The 23,218-nt window shown below is 68.6% G+C and carries 20 protein-coding genes; 6 read left to right on the top strand and 14 right to left on the bottom strand.

The features are described from left to right. Positions 1-5: 5 nt before the first annotated feature. From ABN028_RS02860 to ABN028_RS02850, 3 genes are all read right to left on the bottom strand, one after another. The gene (locus ABN028_RS02860; RefSeq protein ID WP_349695518.1) at positions 6-956 is read right to left on the bottom strand and encodes a DUF389 domain-containing protein; all 951 of its coding nucleotides are present in this window, start codon (positions 954-956) and stop codon (positions 6-8) included. A gap of 91 nt (positions 957-1,047) precedes the next feature. After that, on the bottom strand, positions 1,048-4,686 hold the full coding sequence (locus ABN028_RS02855; RefSeq protein ID WP_349695517.1) for a hydantoinase B/oxoprolinase family protein: 3,639 nt from the start codon (positions 4,684-4,686) through the stop codon (positions 1,048-1,050). 1 nt (position 4,687) lies between these two features. Next, on the bottom strand, positions 4,688-5,389 hold the full coding sequence (locus ABN028_RS02850) for a GntR family transcriptional regulator (RefSeq protein ID WP_349326334.1): 702 nt from the start codon (positions 5,387-5,389) through the stop codon (positions 4,688-4,690). Between the two features lie 163 nt (positions 5,390-5,552). Here ABN028_RS02850 and ABN028_RS02845 point away from each other — a divergent pair, with 163 nt between their 5' ends. The 4 genes from ABN028_RS02845 (at position 5,553) to ABN028_RS02830 (ending at position 8,491) form a co-directional block, all read left to right on the top strand. After that, complete coding sequence (locus ABN028_RS02845; RefSeq protein WP_349326333.1) at positions 5,553-6,818, top strand: MFS transporter; 1,266 nt, start codon at positions 5,553-5,555, stop codon at positions 6,816-6,818. Positions 6,819-6,901: 83 nt separating this feature from the next. Then, on the top strand, positions 6,902-7,759 hold the full coding sequence (locus tag ABN028_RS02840; RefSeq protein ID WP_349695516.1) for a putative hydro-lyase: 858 nt from the start codon (positions 6,902-6,904) through the stop codon (positions 7,757-7,759). Positions 7,760-7,820: 61 nt separating this feature from the next. Continuing rightward, positions 7,821-8,093 (top strand): type II toxin-antitoxin system Phd/YefM family antitoxin, encoded by a 273-nt coding sequence (locus ABN028_RS02835; protein ID WP_349326331.1) that lies wholly within the window; start codon positions 7,821-7,823, stop codon positions 8,091-8,093. Beyond that, positions 8,093-8,491, top strand: coding sequence for a type II toxin-antitoxin system VapC family toxin (locus tag ABN028_RS02830; RefSeq protein ID WP_349326330.1), 399 nt, complete (start codon positions 8,093-8,095; stop codon positions 8,489-8,491). Before ABN028_RS02835 ends, ABN028_RS02830 begins: the two co-directional genes overlap by 1 nt. 90 nt (positions 8,492-8,581) lie before the next feature. Here the strand turns inward: ABN028_RS02830 and ABN028_RS02825 are convergent, their stop codons facing one another. The 4 genes from ABN028_RS02825 to dxr all read right to left on the bottom strand — a co-directional run bounded on the left by ABN028_RS02825 (position 8,582) and on the right by dxr (position 13,319). Next, complete coding sequence (locus ABN028_RS02825; RefSeq protein ID WP_349326329.1) at positions 8,582-9,427, bottom strand: GNAT family N-acetyltransferase; 846 nt, start codon at positions 9,425-9,427, stop codon at positions 8,582-8,584. 26 nt (positions 9,428-9,453) lie between these two features. Next, positions 9,454-10,590, bottom strand: a complete 1,137-nt coding sequence (gene ispG, locus ABN028_RS02820) for a flavodoxin-dependent (E)-4-hydroxy-3-methylbut-2-enyl-diphosphate synthase (protein ID WP_349695515.1) — start codon at positions 10,588-10,590, stop codon at positions 9,454-9,456. 207 nt (positions 10,591-10,797) lie between these two features. After that, positions 10,798-12,084 carry a M50 family metallopeptidase gene (locus tag ABN028_RS02815; RefSeq protein ID WP_349695514.1) on the bottom strand — a complete coding sequence of 429 codons (1,287 nt, stop codon included), beginning with the start codon at positions 12,082-12,084 and terminating at the stop codon, positions 10,798-10,800. Beyond that, positions 12,075-13,319: a 1-deoxy-D-xylulose-5-phosphate reductoisomerase gene (gene dxr / locus ABN028_RS02810; RefSeq protein ID WP_349695513.1), complete on the bottom strand. Its 1,245-nt coding sequence runs from the start codon at positions 13,317-13,319 to the stop codon at positions 12,075-12,077. The genes ABN028_RS02815 and dxr overlap by 10 nt, the downstream gene beginning before the upstream one ends. A 179-nt stretch (positions 13,320-13,498) precedes the next feature. Between dxr and ABN028_RS02805 the strand changes: the two genes are divergently transcribed. Then, on the top strand, positions 13,499-15,070 hold the full coding sequence (locus ABN028_RS02805; protein ID WP_349326325.1) for a PucR family transcriptional regulator: 1,572 nt from the start codon (positions 13,499-13,501) through the stop codon (positions 15,068-15,070). A 38-nt stretch (positions 15,071-15,108) separates the two neighbouring features. On the opposite strand, the gene ABN028_RS02800 is transcribed toward ABN028_RS02805, so the two are convergent. The 3 genes from ABN028_RS02800 to ABN028_RS02790 all read right to left on the bottom strand — a co-directional run bounded on the left by ABN028_RS02800 (position 15,109) and on the right by ABN028_RS02790 (position 18,054). Next, positions 15,109-16,110, bottom strand: coding sequence for a polysaccharide deacetylase family protein (locus ABN028_RS02800; protein ID WP_349695512.1), 1,002 nt, complete (start codon positions 16,108-16,110; stop codon positions 15,109-15,111). 88 nt (positions 16,111-16,198) lie between these two features. Continuing rightward, positions 16,199-17,413 carry an oxidoreductase gene (locus ABN028_RS02795; protein ID WP_349695511.1) on the bottom strand — a complete coding sequence of 405 codons (1,215 nt, stop codon included), beginning with the start codon at positions 17,411-17,413 and terminating at the stop codon, positions 16,199-16,201. Further along, a complete protein-coding gene (locus ABN028_RS02790; protein WP_349695510.1) occupies positions 17,410-18,054 on the bottom strand; it encodes a DUF1989 domain-containing protein in 645 nt (214 codons plus the stop codon). Before ABN028_RS02790 ends, ABN028_RS02795 begins: the two co-directional genes overlap by 4 nt. Before the next feature lie 240 nt (positions 18,055-18,294). Between ABN028_RS02790 and ABN028_RS02785 the strand changes: the two genes are divergently transcribed. Next, positions 18,295-19,206 (top strand): LLM class F420-dependent oxidoreductase, encoded by a 912-nt coding sequence (locus ABN028_RS02785; RefSeq protein ID WP_349695509.1) that lies wholly within the window; start codon positions 18,295-18,297, stop codon positions 19,204-19,206. A 56-nt stretch (positions 19,207-19,262) separates the two neighbouring features. On the opposite strand, the gene ABN028_RS02780 is transcribed toward ABN028_RS02785, so the two are convergent. The 4 genes from ABN028_RS02780 to ABN028_RS02765 form a co-directional block, all read right to left on the bottom strand. Then, positions 19,263-20,129, bottom strand: a complete 867-nt coding sequence (locus ABN028_RS02780) for a bifunctional methylenetetrahydrofolate dehydrogenase/methenyltetrahydrofolate cyclohydrolase (RefSeq protein ID WP_349695508.1) — start codon at positions 20,127-20,129, stop codon at positions 19,263-19,265. A gap of 66 nt (positions 20,130-20,195) precedes the next feature. After that, entirely contained in the window at positions 20,196-21,176 is a 981-nt protein-coding gene (gene purU, locus ABN028_RS02775) for a formyltetrahydrofolate deformylase (protein WP_349695507.1), read from the bottom strand. A gap of 383 nt (positions 21,177-21,559) precedes the next feature. Beyond that, positions 21,560-22,414: a helix-turn-helix domain-containing protein gene (locus ABN028_RS02770; RefSeq protein WP_349695506.1), complete on the bottom strand. Its 855-nt coding sequence runs from the start codon at positions 22,412-22,414 to the stop codon at positions 21,560-21,562. Further along, positions 22,395-22,913 carry a DUF6879 family protein gene (locus tag ABN028_RS02765; RefSeq protein ID WP_349326317.1) on the bottom strand — a complete coding sequence of 173 codons (519 nt, stop codon included), beginning with the start codon at positions 22,911-22,913 and terminating at the stop codon, positions 22,395-22,397. The genes ABN028_RS02770 and ABN028_RS02765 overlap by 20 nt, the downstream gene beginning before the upstream one ends. Between the last annotated feature and the right edge of the window lie 305 nt (positions 22,914-23,218).

Below are 23,218 nucleotides of genomic sequence, written 5' to 3'. Positions count from 1 at the left end.
TCCGGTCAGCTGGTCGGGCGGCGAGCAGCGACCAGCCGGCGCACCCTCCGCCCTCCGTGCTTCTGCACAAGCAGGGTGAGAACACCGGCCAGCACGATGGCGCTCATGTTGATCGCCAGCTGGCTCGCCGAGCCGGCCATCTCCGCGCCGTCGGCGAACGCCAGCGCCAGCGCGAAGTTGCCGACCGCGGGCACCGTCGTGACCGAGATGAAGACGCCGACCAGCGCACCGGACTTCGCCGACGTGAGCGACAGGATGCCCGCGGTGCCGGCGATGAACGCCACGACGAACGACCACCGGTCAGGCGTCCAGATGAACCCGGTGAACGGGCGTGGCTGGGCGAGGACCGAGCTGTCGATCCACCCGAACCACGCCGCGATCAGACAGGCAGAAGCCGTGACGAGGACGGCCGTGACGAGGCCAACGACGAGCGTGACCAGGGACGTACGGATCAGCGCGAACCGCCGATGGACGATGCCCACGGCAATACCGGCGAGCGGCCCGAACTCCGGCCCGACGACCATCGCGCCCACGACGAGGATGGCCGAGTCGAGGATGACCGCGATCGCCGCGAGGGTCGCCGCGATGGAGAGGAACCACACGAAGGTCTTCGACAGAGCGGCATCGGACTCGGTGCGTTCGACCACCTCCTCCCAGATCACCGCGTCGGCGCCTTCGCCGGGTGCGGCCCGTTCGGCACGGTCGGCGGCAACGGACACGATGGTGTCGATGGGTTCGAGGGCGATCGCGCCGGAGACGTCGATGCCGATGCCCCGAAGCGCCTGGAGGACCTCCTCGACCGACTCACGCGCCAGGTCGGCGGCGATCAGGTCGCCCTCCGGCCGCAGCGAGGCCGCGGGAACCACGGACAGGCTCGCGACACCGGCGCAGCTGTCCAGCAACCCCACGACCTCAGTGGTGAGCGCCGGCGGCGACGTCACCCGCAGATGTAGCACGCGGGCCATCGTAGGGCGACGATCCCAACCTCAGCGGGCCGCCTTGCCGCCGTCCGGTGCCGAGGATGCCAGAGGATGCCAGCCCAGCAAGCTAATTACCGATCGGCGGCCCGTAGCCCCCACCGGCGGGGGTCTCGACGACGAGAACGTCGCCTGGGCCCGCGTCGACGGAGTCCGCTCCGGCCATCTCCACCACGGTCCCGTCCGCCCGCTCGAGCCGGTTGCGTCCGAGGGCGCCTGGCTCTCCGCCCTTCAGACCGTACGGAGCAACCCGACGGTGGCTCGACAAGGTGCTCACCGTGACCGCCTCGGTGAACCGCAGTCGCCTGACCGCCCCGTCGCCGCCGCGCCAGCGACCGGCACCGCCGCTTCCCCGGCGGATCGCGAAGCTCTCCACCAGCACGGGGAACCGCCACTCGAGCACCTCGGGATCGGTCAGGCGCGAATTGGTCATGTGCGTCTGCACGACCGGCGCCCCGTCGAAGCCGTCGCCCGCGCCCGACCCGGACGCGACCGTCTCGTAGTACTGGTGCCGCTCGTTGCCGAAGGTCACGTTGTTCATCGTTCCCGAGCCCTCCGCCTGGATGCCGAGCGCTGCGTAGAGCGCGCCGGTGACCGCCTGGGACGTCTCGACATTGCCGGCGACGACCGCGGCCGGGAACTCCGGAGCGAGCATCGAACCGTCCGGCACGACGATGCGCAGCGGCCGCAGGCAGCCGTCGTTGAGCGGGATGTCGTCGTCGACGAGAGTACGGAAGACGTAGAGGACCGCCGCCTTTGCCACCGACGCGGGCGCGTTGAAGTTCGTGTCGAGTTGGGCCGTCGTCCCGGTGAAGTCGATGGTCGCCTCCCGGTTCGCCCGGTCGACGGAGACCTTCACCCTGATCAGAGCGCCCGAGTCCATCTCGTAGGCGTACTCGCCGCCGTCGAGGGTGTCGATGACCTTCCGGACCGACTCCTCCGCGTTGTCCTGCACGTGTCGCATGTACGCCTGTACGACGTCCAGTCCCACGTGGTCGATCATCGCGCGCACCTCCTGGACACCCTTCTCGCTGGCGGCGATCTGGGCACGGAGGTCGGCGATGTTGGTGTCGGGACTACGCGAGGGATAGGGCGCCTCGGTGAGCAGCCGGCGCGTCTCCTCCTCACGGAACCGCGGCCGTCCGTTGTCACCCTCACCGTCGACCAGCAGCCAGTTGTCGAAGAGCACACCCTCCTCGTCGACCGTCCGGCTCAATGCGGGCATCGAACCTGGAGTCAGCCCACCGATCTCGGCGTGGTGGCCGCGTGAGGCGACGTAGAACAGCACGCGACTGCCCCCAGGAGAGGCCGCCGTGTCGTAGACCGGCGTCACGACCGTGACGTCGGGCAGGTGCGTGCCGCCGTGGTACGGATCGTTGACGGCGTAGATGTCGCCCGGCTTCATCTTCTCGCCACGACGGGCGATGACCTCCTGCACGCTCGCGCCCATCGAGCCCAGGTGGACCGGCATGTGCGGCGCGTTGGCGATGAGGTTGCCGTCGGGGTCGAAGAGTGCGCAGGAGAAGTCCAGGCGTTCCTTGATGTTGACCGACTGCGCGGTCGACTCCAGGCGGGCGCCCATCTGTTCGGCGATGTTCATGAAGAGGTTGTTGAAGATCTCCAGCAGCACCGGGTCGACGGCGGTGTCGAGTTCCCCGTCCTCGACCGGCGCCCGGACGCGTTCCACCTTCAGATGGCCGTGGTCGGTGACGGTGGCGGCCCAGCCTTCGTCGACCACCGTGGTCGCGTTGGCCTCGGCGATGATCGCGGGCCCGGTCACCGTGTCGGTCGTACGAAGATGCTCCCTGCGGTGCAGCGGAGCGTCGAGCCAGCGGTCGCCTGCGTACATCCGGATGGTGTCAACCTGGTCTTGCACGGGCCCGGAGTCGTCGTCGCGCACGTGCGAGAGATCGGGCTGCTCGGTGAGACCGACGGCCTCGACCGACACCGCCTCCACGGTGAGCGGTTGGTCCATGAGATAGGTGTAGGTACGCCGGTAGCTGGCTTCGAACTCCGCCACCATCTCGTCCACGTTGGCGAGCGTCACCGGTAGTGCGGTGTCGGTGCCCTCGTAGCGCAGGTGGGCCCGGCGGAGGAGCCGCAGCCGGTCCGGTCGTACGCCTTCGTCCAGCAGTTCGTCGCTGGCGGCGTCGGCCAAACTGTCGGCGACTTCCGCAAGGCGCGGCAGCACGGCGTGGTCGAGCCGGGACTCGACCGACTGTTCCCGCATCGTCGTCGTGTCGGCAAGGCCGATCCCCAACGCCGACAGGACTCCCGCCATCGGAGGTACGAGCACCGTGTGGATGCCGAGTGAGTCCGCTACCGCGCACGCGTGCTGCGCGCCCGCCCCGCCGAACGTCGTCAGCACGTACTCGGTGACGTCGTGGCCCTTCTGGACCGAGATCTTCTTGACCGCGTTGGCCATGTTGGCGACGGCGATCCGCAGGTAGCCCTCGGCGACCTGCTCGGGGCTGCGGTCGTCGCCGGTCTGGGTCGAGATCTGCTTGGCGAGTTCGGCGAACCGCTGCTGCACGACGGCCACGTCGAGCGCCTGGTCGCCGTTCGGGCCGAAGACCTGGGGGAAGTACGCCGGCTGGATCCGGCCGAGCATGACGTTGGCGTCGGTGACGGTGAGCGGGCCACCGGCGCGGTAGGACGCCGGACCGGGATCGGCGCCGGCAGAGTCGGGCCCCACCCGGTAACGGGCGCCGTCGAAGTGCAGGATCGACCCACCGCCGGCCGCGACGGTGTGGATGTCGAGCATCGGCGAACGCAGCCGGACACCGGCGATCATCGTGGTGGAGACGCGTTCGTAGGTGCCGGCGTAGTGCGACACGTCGGTCGACGTGCCGCCCATGTCGAAGCCGATCACCTTCTCGTAGCCGGCGAGCCGCGACATCCGCACCATGCCGACGATGCCGCCTGCCGGGCCGGACAGGATCGCGTCCTTGCCGCGGAAATGCCCCGCCTCTGCCAGGCCGCCGTTGGACTGCATGAACATCAGGCGTACGCCCGCGAGCTGGCGTGCGGTCTCGTCGACGTAGGTCCGCAGCCCTGGCGAGAGGTACGCGTCGACCACAGTCGTGTCACCGCGCGGCACCACCCGCATCAGCGGGCTCACCTCGGCCGACGACGACACCTGACCGAAGCCGATCCGCTCGGCCAGCTTGGCGATCTCCTGCTCGTGCTGCGGGTAGAGATGGCTGTGCAGGCAGACGATCGCGACGGCGCCGATGCCATCGTCGTACGCCTGTCGCAGCGGTCCAGCGAGATCGTCAAGGTCAGGTTGACGCAGGACGGCTCCGTCGGCGGCGATCCGCTCGTCGACCTCGATCACGCGTTCGTAGAGCAGGTCGGGCAGCTCGATGTGCCGGTCGAAGATGCGCGGGCGGTTCTGGTAGCCGATCCGCAGCGCGTCGGCGAATCCCTTGGTGATGACGAGAACGGTGCGCTCTCCGGTGCGCTCGAGCAGGGAGTTCGTCGCGACCGTCGTCCCCATCCGGACCGACTCGACCAGCTCCGCGGGCACCTGTTCGCCCGGGCCCAGGTCCAGCAGCCGGCGAACCCCCTCCACCGCGGCGTCGGCATAGCGCGCCGGGTTGTCCGAAAGGAGTTTGTGGGTACGCAACGAACCGTCCGGACGGCGTGCGACCACGTCGGTGAACGTGCCGCCCCGGTCGATCCAGAACTGCCAGGCGCCGCGCTCCATGTCAGGCCCCCTTCGTGCGTTCGGAGTAAGCGTCGAGCAGCTGGGCCAGCGCGTCGTCGAGATAGCGCCCGAGCAGCCGTTCGGCCACCTTGCCCTTGCCGGCTTCCAGAGCGCCGAGGATCTCGACGTTGCGGGCGAGGTACGGCTCGTGGAACCGGCGCGGGTCGGCCATCGCGTGGAAGACGAGACGAAGCTCGGCAAGGAGGCCGCGCATGATCTCGTCGATGCGGGCGCTGCCGGCAAGAGCGCCGACCGCCTGGTGGAAGCGGATGTTCGCCGTCCCGAGGTCCTGCCATCCGCGACGGCGCGCGGCCGCACGTCCCGCCTTGACCGCGTCCCGCAACGCGCCGAGGTCCGGCGATGGCGAGCCGACCGTGCGGACCGCCGCGCACTCCAACAGCCGGCGTAGCTGGAACAGGTCGACCACGTCCTCGACCGACAGCTGACGGACGAACACGCCTCGGTTCATCTCGTGCACCAGCAGGCGTTCGTGCGTCAGCAGCCTGAACGCCTCGCGCAGGGTGTTGCGGGAGACGCCGAGCGCGCGGCCGATCTCGTCTTCGGGCAGACGGTCGCCGGGCGGGAAGAAGCCCTCCGCAATCCGGTCGCGGAGGATGTCGGCAACCCGGCCCGCGGTGCTGGTCCGTCCCAGCAGAGCCCGATCGCCTTCGAGTCCGGACCCGACCGCGACCCTCGCCGCCATGAACATCCTCCGCCATGGATCTTGTGGAATCGTTCAACAATCCTTACGGTGAACCATAGCATCGAGCGATACGTCACGCAGCAATCCACCTCGCGCCGGCGTCGCAACGTGGCCCACCGACGCGGGGACTCCTGCTCACCTCATCCTCATTGTGAGGTCACCCATGACGTCGCCATCAGCACAGACTCTCGTTCCCGAAGACGACCGCGCCTTCGCGTGGTTCCGCACACTCGGCCCGCGCGGACGGCGCGCGTTCGTCGGCGCGTTCGGCGGCTGGGGACTCGACTCCTACGACTTCCAGATCCTCCCGCTCGCGCTCGCCGCCATGACCGCCGCGCTGGGACTGACCACCGGACAGGCGGGTCTGCTCGCCACGGTCACCCTCGTCGTGTCGGCCGTGGGCGGCGCGGTGGCCGGCGTTCTCGCCGACCGCATCGGGCGCACCCGCATGCTCGTCATCACCGTCGCGACGTACGCCTTCTTCACCGTCGCGTGCGGGTTCGCACCGAACTACGAGACCCTGTTGGTGTTCCGCGCCCTGCAGGGGTTCGGCTTCGGGGGTGAATGGGCGACCGGTGCCATCCTGGTCGCGGAGTACGCCCGGTCCCCTCACCGCGGCCAGGTCCTGGGCTGGATCCAGAGTGCCTGGGCGGTCGGCTGGGGCCTCGCCGTCATCGCCTACACCGTGGTGTTCTCCCTGGTGTCAGAAGACCTCGCCTGGCGGGTGCTCTTCTGGACCGGCGCGATGCCGGCGCTGCTGATCCTCTATCTCCGGCGCAGCGTCACCGACGCACCTGTCGCCACAGAGCGGCGGCGCGGCACGACCGCCGGTTCGTTCTCCGCGATCTTCCGCGGCAGGTTGGCCTCCACGACGTTCTTCGCAGCTCTCCTCGCCACCGGTGTGCAGGGCGGCTACTACACGCTCGCCACCTGGCTGCCGACCTACCTGAAGAACGAGCGGGAGCTCACGGTGGTCGGCACCGGCGGCTACATGGCGTTCCTCATCTCCGGCGCGTTCGCCGGTTATCTCACCGGCGGATACCTCACCGACCGGCTCGGCCGGAAGCGCACGTTCACGTTGTTCGCGGCGCTGTCCGGTGTGCTGCTGCTGGCCTACACCCAGATCCCGACTGGCGCGAACACTCTCGTGCTGGTCCTCGGATTCCCGTTGGGGTTCAGTGCGTCAGCCATCTTCAGCGGGTTCGGTGCGTTCCTCGCAGAGCTCTACCCCACGCAACTCCGCGGCACCGGACAGGGCTTCACCTACAACTTCGGCCGCGCGATGGGCGCGTTCTTCCCGGCGGCGGTCGGGTTCCTGGCGGCGAGCGTCGGCCTCGGAGGCGCGATGACCTTCGGGGCGGCGGCGTACGCCATCGCCGTGCTCGCGCTGCTCGGGCTGCCCGAAACCCGTGGCCGCGAACTCACCTGACGGGCCGGGGTCAGCTGACAGGCCAACCTCCTCTGACAGGCCCACCTTCTCCAACAGATCGGAAAGGGACCGCCATGTCCACCATGGCTTCCACACCGGCGAGCGCCCGAAACGCCCCTGTCGCGGGCGCCGCCCTCGCCGAGCTCAGCCCCGACACGACGGGGATGGCCTACATCCCGCCGGCCCGGGCGAGAGCGCTGTTCCGGAAGGGGACCGTCGCGCCGACCGCAGGATGGTCGGCCGGCTTCGCCCAGGCCAACCTGATCGCGGTGCCGTCGGACTGGGCGTACGACGTCCTCCTCTTCGCGCAGCGCAACGAGCGAGCATGCCCCGTGCTCGACGTCACCGATCCGGGGTTGGCCCGGACCGAGCTGGCGCCTGGCGCGGACCTGCGTACCGACCTTCCGGCGTACCGCATCTGGCGTGACGGCTCCCTCGTCGACGAACCAGGCGAGGTGGGGCGCTACTGGCGACCGGATCTCGTGGCCTTCCTCATCGGCTCGAGCTTCACCTTCGAGGCGGCGCTACGCACGGCAGGACTGCCCCTGCGCCACGTCGAGGAGGGTCGCAACGTCCCGATGTACGTCACGACTCACCCCTGCCGGCCGGCCGGTCGGCTGCGTGGGCCGCTTGTCGTGACCATGCGGCCGATCCCGTCGGATCTGGTCGCCACCGCGGTGCGGGTCACGGCCGCGATGCCGGATGCTCACGGCGCGCCGGTCGCGGTCGGCAATCCGGAGGCACTCGGCATCGCCGACCTCGGACGGCCGGACTTCGGTGACGCCGTGACGATCCGGGAGGACGAGGTGCCGGTGTTCTGGGCCTGCGGAACGACACCCCAGGCGGCAGTCATGTCCTCGTGTCCGCCGTTCGCGATCACCCATGCACCGGGCCACATGTTCGTGACCGACATTCCCGACACCGCCTACCGCTACACCTGACCGCCGACGCATCCGCCGCCGTGGGCCGCTATGTAGTACATGTTCGTACTACACTTGGCTCATGAGCGAGGTGCCGGTGCGAGCCCTCAACCAGGACACTGCCAGCGTCCTGGCCAGGGTCAAACGTGGCGAGGAGATCGACATCACCGAGCGGGGCGTGGTCATTGCCCGCGTGGTGCCGGCCGCCGCCGAACCACTGCGCCGACTCGCCGCAACCGGGAAGCTCCGGTTGCCGACCGCGACCGGGCCGATACCCCGCCCGCGAGGACCAGTCAGGACCGATCATGAGGGTGGCCGGCTGGTCAGCGAGCTACGCGACGACGAACGTTACTGATGATCTACCTCGACACCGCGGCGCTGATCAAACTCATCAGGCCAGAGCAGGAAAGCGATGCCCTGGTGGACTGGCTGGAACAACGGCGACCTGAACCTCTCGTGGCATCGGCTCTTGTCGAGGTCGAGGTGCCGAGAGCCTTACGCCGGAGCGAGCCGGAGCTCCTCAGCGCGGCACCGGCCGTGCTTTCGCGCATCGCGCTGTACGACCTCGACGACCTCGTACGCGCCACCGCGGCGGCGTACCAGGACTCCACCCTCCGGTCACTCGACGCCATCCATCTGGCGACCGCCTCCGCCGTCTTCGGCGACGAGCTGACAGCTTTCGTCACCTACGACAAGCGGCTGCTCGCCGCGGCCAAGTCCATCGGACTCCCCATCGCGCATCCCGGCGCCTGACGGCGGTCCGGATCGCCACCCGGCCGGTCGCGACGGCCTCGGCGACCACCTCGAACCGGGGACCGGGAACCGGGGATCAGTCTGCGACTATCAGAACAGCACGGTCATGAAGGTGCTGGCCTGGGTGAAGCCGACCCGCGCGTAGGCGCGGCGGGCCGCGAGGTTGAAGTCGTTGACGTACAACGTCGCCACCGGCGCGACATCGCGCAGCCCCGCCGCGACCACCGCGGCGACTCCCGGTGCCGCCAGCCCTTCCCCGCGCCGCTCGGGCCGCACCCACACCCCCTGGACCTGGAACGTACGCCGAGTGGCGACCCCGATCTCGGCCTTGAAGACGACCTCTCCGTCCTCGATCCGGGCGTAGGCCCGGCCCTGCCGCACCAACTCGGCGACCCGGGACCGGTAGTAGGCCCCACCGTCCCTCGCCTCGGGAGAAACCCCCAACTCCTCACGGAAGAACGCCACGCTCGCGTCGTAGACGAGCCCCAGGTCTGCGATCGTGACCCGGCGTACCAACGGATCCGGGCGGACGGCAGGCTCCCGCCGCAACGTGAGGAACGGCTGGTCGGCGCGGACGCCGCGGGCGGCACCCCAGGAGGGTTCCAGCACCTCCCACAGGGCCGCGACGGCGTCACGGGGGCCCCACACCGACGAGCAGTGGCGCCCGACGCGCAGCGCGCGTTCGGCGAAGGCGGAAGCGGCGGCCGACGTGGCCGCCACAGGGACGAGGTTGGCACCGGAGTAGCACAACGACACGAGCCGGCCGCGGTGGGCGAATCCCCACAACTGGCCACCCATCCGGCGAAGATCGGATCCCGCGGCCTCGACCCGCGCGTCGACGAAGACATTCGTCACCGGGTCGGCGTCGAGCACCCGGCGGACGGCACGCAGGTCCCCCGCATGCAGAAGTCGGACCCGCTCGGTGGTCTCGAGCATCCGCCCTCCTTCCGCGGCACCGGGCCTCAGCGCACTTCGACCTCAGGTGATCCCGACGGTACCCCGGATCGGGTCATCTCCTCCGAGATCCGCATCGCCTCGTCGATCAACGTCTCGACGATCTCGCTCTCCGGCACAGTCTTCACGACCTCGCCCCTGACGAAGATCTGGCCCTTGCCATTGCCCGAGGCGACACCGAGATCGGCTTCGCGCGCCTCCCCCGGCCCGTTGACGACACAGCCCATGACGGCCACCCGCAGGGGAACCTCCATACCCTCCAGGCCGGCCGTCACCTCCTCGGCGAGTTTGTAGACGTCGACCTGGGCACGACCGCACGACGGGCAGGACACGATCTCGAGCTTGCGCGGACGCAGGTTGAGCGACTCGAGGATCTTGATGCCGACCTTGACCTCTTCGACCGGTGGCGCGGACAGGGACACCCGGATGGTGTCGCCGATCCCCTTGGCCAGCAGGGCGCCGAACGCCACCGCCGACTTGATCGTCCCCTGGAACGCCGGACCGGCTTCTGTCACGCCGAGGTGCAGGGGGTAGTCGCACTGCTCGGACAGCAGTTCGTACGCCTTGACCATGACCACCGGGTCGTGGTGCTTGACGGAGATCTTGAAGTCGCCGTAACCGTGCTCCTCGAACAGGCTCGCCTCCCACAGCGCCGACTCGACCAGCGCCTCCGCACTCGGCTTGCCGTACTTCTCCAACAGGCGCGGGTCGAGCGAACCGGCGTTGACACCGATCCGGATCGACACGCCCGCGTCGGTGGCCGCCCTGGCGATCTCGGCCACCTTGTCGTCGAACTTCCTGATGTTGCCGGGGTTGACGCGAACCGCGGCGCATCCTGCGTCGATCGCGGCGAAGACGTACTTCGGCTGGAAGTGGATGTCGGCGATCACCGGGATCTGCGACTTCCGCGCGATGGCCGGCAACGCCTCGGCGTCGTCCTGGCTTGGCACGGCGACCCGCACGATGTCACAACCACTCGCGGTGAGTTCCGCGATCTGCTGCAGCGTGGCGTTGATGTCGGTCGTGGGGGTCGTCGTCATCGACTGCACCGACACCGGCGCGTCGCCACCGACAAGCACCTTGCCGACCCGGATCTGGCGGGTCTTGCGGCGCTCGGCAAGGGTGGGCGGCGGAGCGGCTGGCATGCCTAGATCAACGCTTGTCACCATCAGTCCTTCGTTGCTTCGCGGCAGTCCTTCGTTGCTTCGCGGCAGTCCTTCGTTGCTTCGCGGCAGTCCTTCGTTGCTTCGCGGCAGTCCTTCGTTGCTTCGCGGCAGTCCTTCGTTGCTTCCGGCGTCTGGTGCCCCTCTACCGTCTCTCAATTCTCCGTCACACGCTCTGCCAACCCCGCCTCAGCCCGGCAATCGCACGGGATTGACGATGTCGGCGTAGATCAGCAGGACGCCCATCACGACGAGAACGCTCGCCACGGCGTAGGCGATCGGCAGCGCCCGCGCCACGTCGACATAACCGGGATCGGGGCGCTTGAGCAGCCGGGCGATCGCCCGGCGGAGGCCTTCGTACAGGGCACCGGCGATGTGACCGCCGTCCAGCGGGAGCAGCGGGATGAAGTTGAACAGCGCGACGAACAGGTTGAGGGCGGCCAACCACTGGATGAAGCCGGCGATCCGGTTGGACACGGGGATCTCGAGCGTCGCGATCTCGCCGGCCACCCGGCTGGCGCCGATGATGCTCATCGGACTGTCCTGCGCGCGCTCTCCACCGAACGCGGCCTGTGCCACGCCGACCATGCGGTCCGGGATGTGCGCCATCGCCTGAACGGTCAGGGCCGTGATGCGACCCATCTCACCGAAGACCGCTATCGGGCCCTGGCGTTCGTGCACCATCTTCGGTGAGATGCCGAGGTACCCGACCCGCTCGGTCCGGGTGGGGTTGTCGGGGTTCGGCCGGTCCGTGGCGATCAGGTCGGCCCGCAGGTCGCGCCGCGTACCGTCACGCTCGACCGTGATGGTCACGGCACCGGCGTCGGAGTCACGGATGTGCGCGGAGATCGCGGCCCACGACGCCACGGGGCTGCCGTTGAACGCCACGATCTCGTCGCCCTGCTCGAAGCCGGCCTGCTTGGCGGGTGAGACCGGATCCCGGTCGGTGCACTTGCGCTGGCCCTCGCTCGCGGGGATCACACAGTCCGGCACCATGCTGACGACCGGGTTCGGGACGAAGGTGCCGAAGCCCATGAGGACGACGCCGAAGAGGATGATCGCCAGGAAGACGTTCATGAGCGGACCACCGCTCATGATGATCAGCTTCTGCCACCACTTCTTGGTGTAGAAGAGCCGGTGCTCCTGGCCGGGCGCGGTCTCCTCGGCCGATGCGCTCCGCGCCTCCTCGACCAGCGTCTGGAAAGGACCCGTGCTCGACCGCCGGAGTCGACCGTCGCGGGCGGGCGGGAACATCCCGATCATGCGTACGTAGCCGCCGAACGGGATCCACTTGATGCCGTACTCCGTCTCGCCCCGCTTGCGCGACCAGAGCGTCTTGCCGAATCCGACCATGTACTGCGTCACCCGCACGTCGAACAGCTTCGCGGGCACCATGTGCCCCACCTCGTGGAGCGCGATGGACGCGAGGACGCCGGCGAAGAAGACGACGGCGCCGAAGATCGCGATCAGGTCCATGCGGACAGATCCTTTTCGTCGGGGGTTGCGGCAGGTGACGCGATGAGCTGGGTGGCGCGGGACCGGGCCCACGTCTCGCCGGCGAGCACGTCGGCAAGAGTCGAGACGCCGCCCGGGGATACCGGAGTGTCGCCGCGAGTGTATTCGTCGAGGATGTGAGCCACGGTGTCGACGATGCCGAGGAAGGACAGCCGGCCGTCGACGAACGCGGAGACGCACTCCTCGTTGGCAGCGTTGTAGACCGCGGGCGCCGCACCGCCCCGCTCACCGGCCGCACGGGCCAGGCGGATCGCGGGAAACGCCTCGTCGTCGAGAGGCTGGAACTCCCAGGTGGACGTCTGAGACCAGTCACAGGCCGGGGCGGAGTCGGGCACACGGTCGGGCCAACCGAGCGCGAGGGCGATCGGTAGCCGCATGTCCGGCGGGCTGGCCTGGGCGAGGGTCGAGCCGTCGTGGAACTCCACCATCGAGTGCACGATCGACTGCGGGTGGACCACGACCTCGATCCGGTCGTACGGGATGTCGAAGAGCTCGTGCGCCTCGATGACCTCGAGACCCTTGTTGACCAGAGTGGCGGAGTTGATCGTGATGACCGGGCCCATGTTCCACGTGGGGTGCGCGAGCGCCTGCTCAGGTGTCACGTCGGTGAGGTCGGCCCGCTTGCAACCACGGAACGGGCCGCCACTGGCGGTGACGACGAGCCGGCGTACCTCCTCCCGCCGGCCGCCACGCAGACACTGCGCGAGGGCGGTGTGCTCGGAGTCGACCGGGACGATCTGACCCGGCTTCGCGGCCGCCTTGACCAGCGGTGCGCCGGCGATGAGCGACTCCTTGTTGGCGAGGGCGAGGGTGCGGCCTGCCTCGAGTGCCGCGAGCGTGGGAGCGAGCCCGACCGAACCCGTCATGCCGTTGAGTACGACGTCACAGGGCCACCGGGCCGCCTCGCTGGCGGCGTCCGGCCCGGCGAGGATCTTGGGGATCGCGAACTCCCCCGCGCTGTATCCGTGCTTCTGCGCCGCCGCGTAGATCGCCAGCTGGAGGTCCTGGACGGCGCTGGCCTTCGCGACGGCGACGACATCGACGCCCAACTCGAGCGCCTGCCGCGCGAGGACCTCCACCTGGCTGCCGCCCGCGGCCAGGCCGACGACCCGGAACCTGTCCGGATTGCGGCGTACGACATCGATCGCCTGGGTACCGATCGAGCCGGTCGAGCCGAGGATCATGACCTCACGCATGTGGACCAGTCTCCCTCATGACCATGGACCGGTGTCCCGCATGGGGTGGCCTTCACCAGGTCAGGTACTCGAGAAGATCAACTGCCGGCTCCTGATCGCACCCGGACCCCTCAGACGGGGCCGGGCGGCGGTAGACGAACGTCCTCTGGGCCGCCTTGCAGCATGGATAAGCTCACAGCGTGCTGACGTTGCGTGGCCTCGTCGACAACCCCGCACTCGAGCTGCGGGTGCTCGCCGAAGGCGCGCCAGGCGCCCTGGACAGCGAAGTGCTCTGGGTGCACAACACCGAGCTCCCCGACCCGTCCCCGTACCTCCGCAACCGCGAACTCGTCCTCACCAACGGACTGTGGCGTACTGACGCGGCCATGTCCGCGACCTTCGTCGCCAACGTCGTGCGAGCGGGCGCCGCAGGGATCGTGTTCGGCCTTCGTGATTCGACGCCGCGCACGCCCGAGGATCTCGTCGACGCATGCCGAGGGGCGCAGCTCCCCCTCGCGGAGATCTCCACCGAGGTGCCGTTCACCGCGCTCACCCAGGCCGCAGCGGACATGTACGCCGACGAACGCCAGAGCGCGATCCTGGGTGCCGTCCGCCGGGGCAACGCGCTGGCCGAGACGATCTCGCGCGGGTTCGGGGCTTCGGGCGTGCTCGGCATCCTGCGCCGCGACCATGAGCTTCCACTCGCGGTCGTCGATCGTTCCGGACGGCTGCTCGCGGCCGCGGACTTCCACCTCGATGCAGCGGCCCTGGACATGGTGGTGGAAGCACTGAACCGGCACCCGCCTCCGCTCGAACTCGACCTCGGCCCGTCAGGCCCTGCGACCGTGTTCCTGGTGGGGGCGCTCACCGACGTCGACGCCGCCCTGCTCTGCCTGCGTCCAGCCTCCGCACTCCGCGGTCGGGTCGGCCAAGCCCTTGAGCAGGCGGCCACGTTCCTGAGCCTCGAGTTGGCCAAGCAACAGGCGGTGCAGGCCATCGAGATGCGTTTCGCCGGCGAGCTGATCGACATGATTCTCTCCGGCGGTAGCCGGGCCGCCGCGGTGGCCGAGCGGCTGCACGCCTTCGGCATCGACGCCGGCGGGCCGCTCGCGGTCTGCGCACTGGCGTTCTCTGGCGGTGGAGCGGCCGCGCCACCCACCCTCGCGGAGACGGTCGGTGAGTTCTTCGTCGGCGAAGGCGTTCCCGCCGTGGTGATCACCGGCAGCGACGACGTGATCGCCGTGCTGTCCTGGCGCGGTCCCGGGCGAGAGCTGCCCGCGTTCGCGCACACGCTCGTGGCGGCCGTCGAGGATCGCCACGCGCAGCTGCGCCCGGTGATCGGCATCGGCGACGTCGTTCCGGACGCTTCCGGGCTACGGCGTCCGTTGGTGGAGTCACGGGACGCCTGCCGGTTGCTGCGCCAGCGTTCCGGCGGCCCGCAGGTCGGCAGCCTTTCTGAACTCGGCACCCACCGGATCCTGCTCGGACTACAGGATCCAGAGGTCGTCCGCAGGTTCGCCGAAGGGGTCCTCGGTCCACTGCGAACCTACGACGACCGCCGCGGAGCGGGCCTGGAAGCCACCCTCCGCAGCTTCCTCGCCCACGACTGCCAGTGGGCGGCGACCGCGGCGGCGCTCTTCATCCACGTCAACACCCTGCGGAACCGGCTGACCAAGATCACCGAACTCACCGGCAAGGACGTCAACCACACCGCGGACCGGGTGGACCTCTTCCTCGCCCTCGAGTCCGACGCGGCGATCACCCACCGCTGAGTCCCGCCGGGACGCCCCCGATCCGCGGCGCTACTGCGTTACGTCCTCCCCATGCCCACCGCTGGGCCCACCGCTGGGCCCACCCCTGGGCTCATTCCTGGGCTCATTCCTGGGCTCATTCCTGGGCTCATTCCTGGGCTCATTCCTGGGCTCATTCCTGGGCCCACCTCGGGGTACACCTCCGGGTCGGCGATGACCGGACGCAGTTCGACGGTTCGGACAGTCGGATCATCGAGCGTCGCGGCAGCCACCTCCCGACACCGTGCGAACCGCACGTCGCCGCACTCCTTCGCGTACTCGATCAGCCGCCGCAACGCCAACGCCCGCCCGGGCCGACCGGAAAGGAACGGGTGGCAGGTGAGGTTGAACAGGCAGTGGTAGTGGCGCATGGCATCCAGCTCGTCCTGCCACATGGCGAGCACCTTGCGCGGTGACTCGATCACCTGGCCGATGGGCGGATCGGGCAGGAAGGCGTACTGCTCCCAGTCGTCGAGCGACCAGTGCACGGGAAGCTCGACAACGTCGCCGGCACCGGTCCTGACCTGGTAGGGCCGGTCATCGCCCATCAAGGACGAGTCGTAGCGCAGGCCGTGTTCGGCGACCAGTTCCGCGGTCTGCCAGGTCGCCTCCCAACCGGCCGCCCGGTGCCCTGTCACCTCGATGCCCTGGTCGGCGAAGACCCGCAGGGCACGCTCGAAGTCCGCCCGCTCCTGTGCCGGAGTCAGCTGGGTCGGCGGCCGGTGGCTGTAGGAATGGTGGGCCACCTCGTGACCGCGGCCCGCGATCTTCGCCGCGAGGCCGGGTCGCTGCTCGGCGACCCAGCCGGGTACGAAGAACGTCGCGGGTACGCCGAGTTCGTCGAGCAGGTCCAGCAGCCGGGGTACCCCCACATCCGGGCCGTACGCCTGGTGGGTCATGGTCGACGCGTGCCGGGCGTAGCGGCGGCCCTGGGCGAGGATGGCCGCTTCGGCGTCCACGTCGAAGGTCAACGTGGCCACGGCAGCCGCACCGCCGAGCCAGGAGCGTGCGTTCGTGGGCATACGGGAGTCTGTCACCCGGCGCCCGTCCCTTCCCGCATCCGCCTGCTCACGTCCGCCTGCTCACGTCCGCCTGCTCACGTCCGCCTGCTCACGTCCGCGCCTCTTCGGATCCGGCTGCGGCCGCAGACGACGAGGGGAGATCGACGGCCCTCCGCCACCGTTCGGCGTTCTCCAGGGTCGCCATCGGCGTCAGCATGGAGTGGTCGAACGCACGCAGACGCTCGCCGGCGGCCAACCGCTGCGGGAAGTCCGGGTTGGCGAGGGCGCCGCGGGCGAGCGCGAGCAGGTCCGCGTGACCACCGGCCAAGACCTGTGCCGCCTGTTCGACATCGTGCATGCCACCGTTGGCGATCACCGGAAGCCCGCTCACCTCGCGGGCAAGTGCGGTGATGGTGCCGCCGGGTCCCGCGCCGTTGCCGTCCCCGTCCCCGTCACTGTCCAGTCGGGCGGTTTCGATCCAGTTGCGCCCTTCGCTGGCGACATGCAGGTAGGTCGCACCCGCCTCGCCCAGAGCGGCGAAGATCACCCGGGCGTCGGCACTTCCTCCCGGCCAGCGGTACTCGAAGTCGTTCACCTTCGTTTGCGACAGCCGAACGCCGACCCAGAAGTCGGGACCGAGCGCCACCCTGATCGCGGTCACGATCCGCGCCGTGAGCCGCACCCGGTTGGCGACCGACCCGCCGTACTCGTCGTCGCGATGGTTGGTGTAGGTCGTCAGGAACTGGTCGAGCAGGTAGCCGTTCGCCGCGTGCACCTCGATCCCGTCGAAGCCAGCAGCACAGGCGTGCGCGGCCGCGTCGACGAATCCCTCCACCGCCTCGTCGATGTCGTACGCCGTCATCGCCGCGGGCACCGGCCAGAGCCCGCTCCCGCGGTACTCCGGCATCATCTCCCCGCGTGGGCGGATCGCCGACGGGCCGACTGTCCCGTCACGATGCGGATTGCCCTGCGACAGAGCCCCCGCGTGCATGAGTTGGGCGACGATACGGGCCCCCTCCGCGTGAACCTTGGCGGTGACCTCCGTCCATGCGGACACCTGAGCCGGTGACGCGAGACCAGGCTGATGGAGATAGCCCTGGCTGAACGTCTCGTCGGTGTAGGTTCCCTCCGTGATCACCAGCCCGAAACCGCCACGCGCGAAGCGGGCGTAGTAGTCGACCATCGCCGGCGTCGGTACTCCGGCAGGCGACGCGGAGACCCTGGTCATCGGTGCCACGGCCAACCTGTTGGCCAGCGTCTGACCAGCCAGGCGGGTAGGCGCCAGGGCAGGGTGCTCCAGCCGGACTGCGTTCGAATGGCTCACGCTCTTCCTTCTCTCTTTCGTACGGACGTCAGCTCGAGGCCGAGCGCGGTCGGACCGGGGCCGTTGATGCCGACGATGTCCTGAGGACAGGCGGACACGACGACAACACAGTCGAGAAGCGCCTCGAAGCTGACGCTGTCGCCCGCTCGGCTCGCTGCCAGAAGCCACCGCAGCCCACCGTCCGCGTCGACGGTGATCCGCATGAACACGTTGATGGGCTGCGGGGTGTGGGTGATCGGCGTGTTCAGGTCGGCGAGGGCGCGGTGGAGGTTCTCCGCGCACGAGGGATGCCCAGCCGAGGCGCCGAGCCCGGCGTAGCGGGCGGGGTCGCACGCGGCGATCAACATGTCGTGCGAGCCGCGTGACGTGTCGTCCAGCAACCTCAGCATCGGGCGCCGGCGATTGGTGAAGAACGCCTCGCCGACGGCAGGGAACAGCCGTCCCACGGCTGCACGCGTGTGCGGGGCGCTGTGGTATTCGAGGGGGTCGTCACGGACGAACGCGAAGACGTCGCCCACCTGCTGGCCCTCGAGATCCACCACGCGCAGCGTCTGACCGGCCGCCAGGGCGAGAGCACGCGCCCCACCGGCAGGGACAACGGTGTGCTGACGTGGCGGGTGGGTGGGCAAGATCTCCTCCATGCGGATCACTTCACCATGGCTGAATCACGAGAGTCGATGGAGATACCTCCAGAGACTCATTGACCTTCTAGATGATCGCCCAGAGAAACGTGAGCTCTCTGCGGCATCGGATCTGAGCCTGGTGCGCGGTCGACGACGCGGTTCGGGCATACGTCGCGCCCAGCAGAAGTTCTCCACTGACGACGCCGGACGACCGCACTGCCGCCCTCGACAGGACAACCCACACCCGAGAGGTCATCGATGACAAGCAGGATCGACACCGCAGCCTGGAAGCAGCGCCTCGGCCAGGTCGGCACCTGGATCGCCGCCCTCAACGGACTACCCGCAGGGCAGGTTCGCGAGGCCGCGGCGGAGATCGAGGAACTCGGGTACGGCTCGCTGTGGCTTGCGGACACACCGGCGACGAAGGAGCCGTTCAGCAACGCCGCGATCCTGCTCGCCGCAACGAACCGCCTTTCGCTCGGCACCGGGATCGCGAACGTGTGGGGCCGCGACGCCGCCGCGATGAACAGCGGGGCGAAGACTCTCGGCGAGGCGTTCCCGGGCAGGTTCCTGCTCGGCCTGGGCGTGAGCCACCAGCCGCCCGTCGCCGCACGTGGCCACACCTACGAACGCCCGCTCGCCAAGATGCGCGGCTATCTGGACGAGATGGCGGCGGCGGCGTACGTGGCGGCGGAACCGCCCGAGCCGGTGCCCTGCGTCCTGGCGGCCCTACGCCCGAAGATGTTGGAGCTGTCGCGGGACCGTACCGACGGCGCTCATCCGTACTTCGTCCCCACCACCCACACGGCGAGGGCCCGGGAGATTCTCGGCGAAGGACCGCTGCTCATCCCCGAACAGGCCGTTTTGGTCGAGACCGATCCGGGCCGGGCGAGGGAGGTCGGCCGCGAGCACACGGCGTTCTACCTGCGGCTGCCGAACTACGTGAACAGCCTGCGCGCACTCGGGTTCACCGAGGAGGACGTCGCGAATGGTGGGAGTGACCGGCTGGTCGACGCGGTCGTCGCGTGGGGATCGGTCGACGCCGTACGCGATCGGGTGAAGGAGCACCTCGACGCCGGTGCCGACCACGTACTTCTCCAGCCGCTCGCCCCCGACGGCGGACTCGACCTCGGTCAACTCCGCGAACTCGCCCCCGCGCTCGTCGGCTAGCGGGACGCCTCCACGGCCGCGGCACCGGGAGAGCCGTGCGGCTGTGGTGACCCGTCCTAGGTCGGCTGACCGCTTGCCGATGCGGCTTCGGCCGCGTCGACGACGTTGGTGAGGAGCATCGCCCGCGTCATCGGACCCACACCGCCCGGCATCGGCGCCAGCCAGCCGGCCACCTCGCGCACACCCGGGTCGACGTCGCCCACGAGGCCGGCGTCGGTCCGGGTGATGCCGACGTCGAGGACCGCCGCGCCCGGACGCACCATGTCCGCAGTGACGAGCCCCGGCACCCCTGCGGCCGCCACCACGATGTCGGCAGCTTTGACGTGAGCGCTGAGGTCCTTCGTCCGGGTGTGGCAGAGCGTCACCGTGGAGTTCTCGGACCGGCGGGTGAGGATCAGACCGAGCGGGCGGCCGACGGTGATGCCGCGCCCGATGACGCAGACCTCCGCGCCGGCGAGCTCGACGTCGTACGTCCTGAGCAGCTCGACGATCCCCCGCGGCGTACACGGAAGGGGCGCCGGCTTGCCGTGCACCAGCCAGCCGAGGTTGACCGGGTGCAGGCCGTCGGCGTCCTTGGCAGGATCCATCCGGGCCAGCACGCGGTTGGCGTCGAGCCCCTTCGGCAGCGGCAGCTGAACGATGAAGCCCGTGCACGCCGGGTCGGCGTTGAGCCGCTCCACCTCCGCCTCCACCTCCTCCTGGGTCGCCGTGGCCGGCAGCTCCACCCGCATGCTCGCGAGCCCGACCTGGGCGCAGTCGCGGTGCTTGCCGCGGACGTACGCATGGCTGCCCGGGTCGTCACCGACCAGCACGGTTCCCAGGCCCGGCGTGACACCGCGCGCCCGCAGTGCTTCGACCCGAGCGGTCAGGGTGGTACGAATCGCCGCCGCCGTCGCCTTGCCGTCCAGAATCCGTGCCGTCATGCCGCTCCTTGTCCGGTGCTTGTCATCGCAAGGTCTGTCATGCAAGCCCACTCGACTGAACTCCACTCAACGAAAGACCACGGTCCGCCCGTCGTTGAGAATGACCCGGTGCTCCAGGTGCCAGGTCACTGCCCTGGCGAGCGCGAGACTCTCCAGGTCGCGACCCACCGCCGCGAGCTTCGCCGGGGTGAGCGAGTGGTCCACCCGCGCCACCTCCTGCTCGATGATCGGTCCCTCGTCCAGGACCTCCGTCACGTAGTGGGCGGTGGCGCCGATCAGTTTGACGCCGCGTTCGTACGCCTGGTGATAGGGCTTGGCACCGGCGAAGCTCGGCAGGAACGAGTGGTGGATGTTGATCGCCCGCCCGACCAGCTTCTCGCAGAGTTCGTGGGAGAGGACCTGCATGTAGCGGGCCAGGACCACCAGGTCGACCTGGTGTTCGGTCACCAGGTCGAGGATGCGTTCCTCCTGTTCCCGCTTCGTCTCCGGGGTGACGGGGAGGTGATGGAACGGCAGGCCGACCGACTCCACCATCGGACCCGCGTCGGGATGGTTGGAGACGACCGCCGCGATGTCGGCCGGGATCGCGCCCACCCGGCAGCGGTAGAGCAGGTCGTTGAGGCAGTGGTCCTGCTTGGAGACGAGAACCAGCAGGCGTTGCCGCACCGCGAGGTCGCGCACCTGCCAGTCCATGCCGAACTCGGCACCCACCGGAGCGAACCCCACCTGGAGATCGTCGAGGGTCACCTCGGGCGACTCGGCCTGGACGTGGACGCGCATGAAGAAGCAGCCACCCTGCCGGTCGCTGAACTGCTGGCTGTCGACGATGTTGCAGGAGTGTTCGGCGAGGAAGCCGGACACCGCGTGGACGATCCCGAGCCGGTCGGCGCAGGAGAGGGTGAGGACGTACTCGCGAGGAGTGGCGGTGTCGCCGGTCCCCCTGGCCTCGCCGACGCCGGCTGCGACCGGTGGGCCGAGCGGGCCGACCGGGCTGAGCCCCGGGGCGCTCGCCGGAGCCCTGTCCGCTGCTGAATCGGTGGTGCTCATGAAAACCTCGTCGTTCTGGGTCGCATCGGGACTCGGCAGGCAGTGGGGTCCCGGGCCGCGCCATTGTCTCGCGCGCCCCGCCCCGCACTTCTCGTACCCTCCCGTGGGCCCCTGGCCCCCTGCGGCGCCGAGAAGGATCAGGCAGGCATGATCATCCCCGCGGTAGGCGGGGTGTTTGGCGTACATCTGCGCAAATGCTGTAGACAAGCCCGGCGAACCCTGAACCCGACAGACGCATCGACGGCCTCCGGCGGGGGAAGTACGGACGGCCGATCCCGACCGCAATCAGACGGCCTGGCATAGCGGGTGAAACTGGACAAACCGACTCCCGAGTTGCAAGTCACCGCCCCACCCGTCCGGCCGGAGCACCGCGGGATGTCTGGTCAGTCGTTCAGCTCACCAAGGGCCTTGACGATGAGGGCTCGCGCCTCGCGGCCGTGCAGGGCCGAACCTTTGAGCACCTCGAACATTCTCGCGTAAAGCTGGATCTCTGATGGCTGCGTGACCTCGATGCTCGCCGTTGGCGTCTCCAGTGCGACAAGGGCATCATCTAAGATCCAGAAACCGGCGGACGGGACGCCTACGCGGTGAGTCATCAGCGGGATAATCCCGAGGTAGACGTTCGTCAGGGACATGAGCTCAAGGAGCCGGCCAAGCTGCCCGGCCTGTATCTCAGCGGTCCCAAACCATGTTCGCAGGGCTTGTTCTTCGAGGAGGACAGCGAACCGTTTTCCGCTCCGATAAAGAACCTTCTGCCGCTCCATGCGGACGCCGACAGCCTCTTCCACGTCGTTAGGTGTTCCCAAGAATTTTATCCAGAACGATAGCATTGCGGCCGAATACTCAGCCGTTTGGAACAGTCCCGGTATAACGTTGTGCTCGTAGATACGGAAAAAACTTGTCTGGTCATAGCGTTGTAGCGTGTGCGCGCCGAGAACACGTTTCATCCCGGCGCGGGACTGCCGGCGATACTCAAGATAGGCGGATTCGACCGCGCGGAGGCTGGCGACCAGGTCAGGAACTAGATCGTCCGCAGAGCATGCGCGGCACCATTCCTGTATGTCCTGGTCAGTTGGCGTCTGTACGCCATTCTCAATCTTGCTGATTCGCGTGTAGTGCTGGCCGGTCACCATCGCCAGTTGCCGCCCCGTTAAACCTGCCTCCTTACGCAAGTCCCGAAGGCGAATCCCCAGCGCTTGCCGCGCCCGTTTAGGGGAGCTAGAGGGGTTCGTATTCACGGTGAGGTACTGCTAGCTTCCAAACTGCCTCGAACGAATCGCGGCAGAGTTTGATATCGTGCGGGTCTGTGGACGTTACCTTATCGACGCCAAGGCCATTTCCCGCATAATGCAGGAACACAACCAGCCGATCATCTAATAGGTAGAAGTCGTTGCCGGGCAGTGCGATCGAAGACGCGAGCCTACGCGGAACCCACCGGATGTCCTCGCCCGCGTCCACCATGGGATGGGCGATGGCATACGACCAGCGCTGGTAATCACTGAGTGGCTCTGACACAATACGCGCACGGCGGATGGACCTTCCAGCCTTCACATGCTCGCGCAAGGTAGCGCACCAATCCTGGAGCCATTCCAGGTCGTCATGCTCACCTGCGGCCCATTGCGCCATATGTGGAAGCTCAACCGCCGTACCGTAGGCGTCACGGGTTTCTAGATGAATCGATTCCCGCTCGAAGTCCAGTAGGAGCCGGTCAAAGTCTTCATCCGTTATCGATGCCACGGTCTCCCTGCCCGAAAAACCGGATCATCCTGTCCGGAATCTCCACGCACGTCTCACCCTCGGGTAGGTCCACCTGCGCCAGCGCATCAGCGTCGTTGACGACCCATCCTTGCACTACCCAAGATCCCCGATCGGTGCGGTAGAGCGTAGGTGATCCCGTGGGGTTCGACTCGGGATCCTTAGCGACGAACGTCAGGCGCATGGCTCTACCCCACTCTCTGGTTGCGGGAAGTTGCGGACTCATCATCGACCGCGGGCACTCGCGCGTCAACGCTTCTGGCTGACGTTTCTTAGGGAGCGCCCAT

Origin of the sequence: Actinopolymorpha sp. B17G11 (genome assembly GCF_040196095.1) — a bacterium.
GTDB lineage: Bacteria > Actinomycetota > Actinomycetes > Propionibacteriales > Actinopolymorphaceae > Thermasporomyces.
Note: the sequence above shows the minus strand (reverse complement) of the source record. Positions and strands in the feature narration are given on the sequence as shown.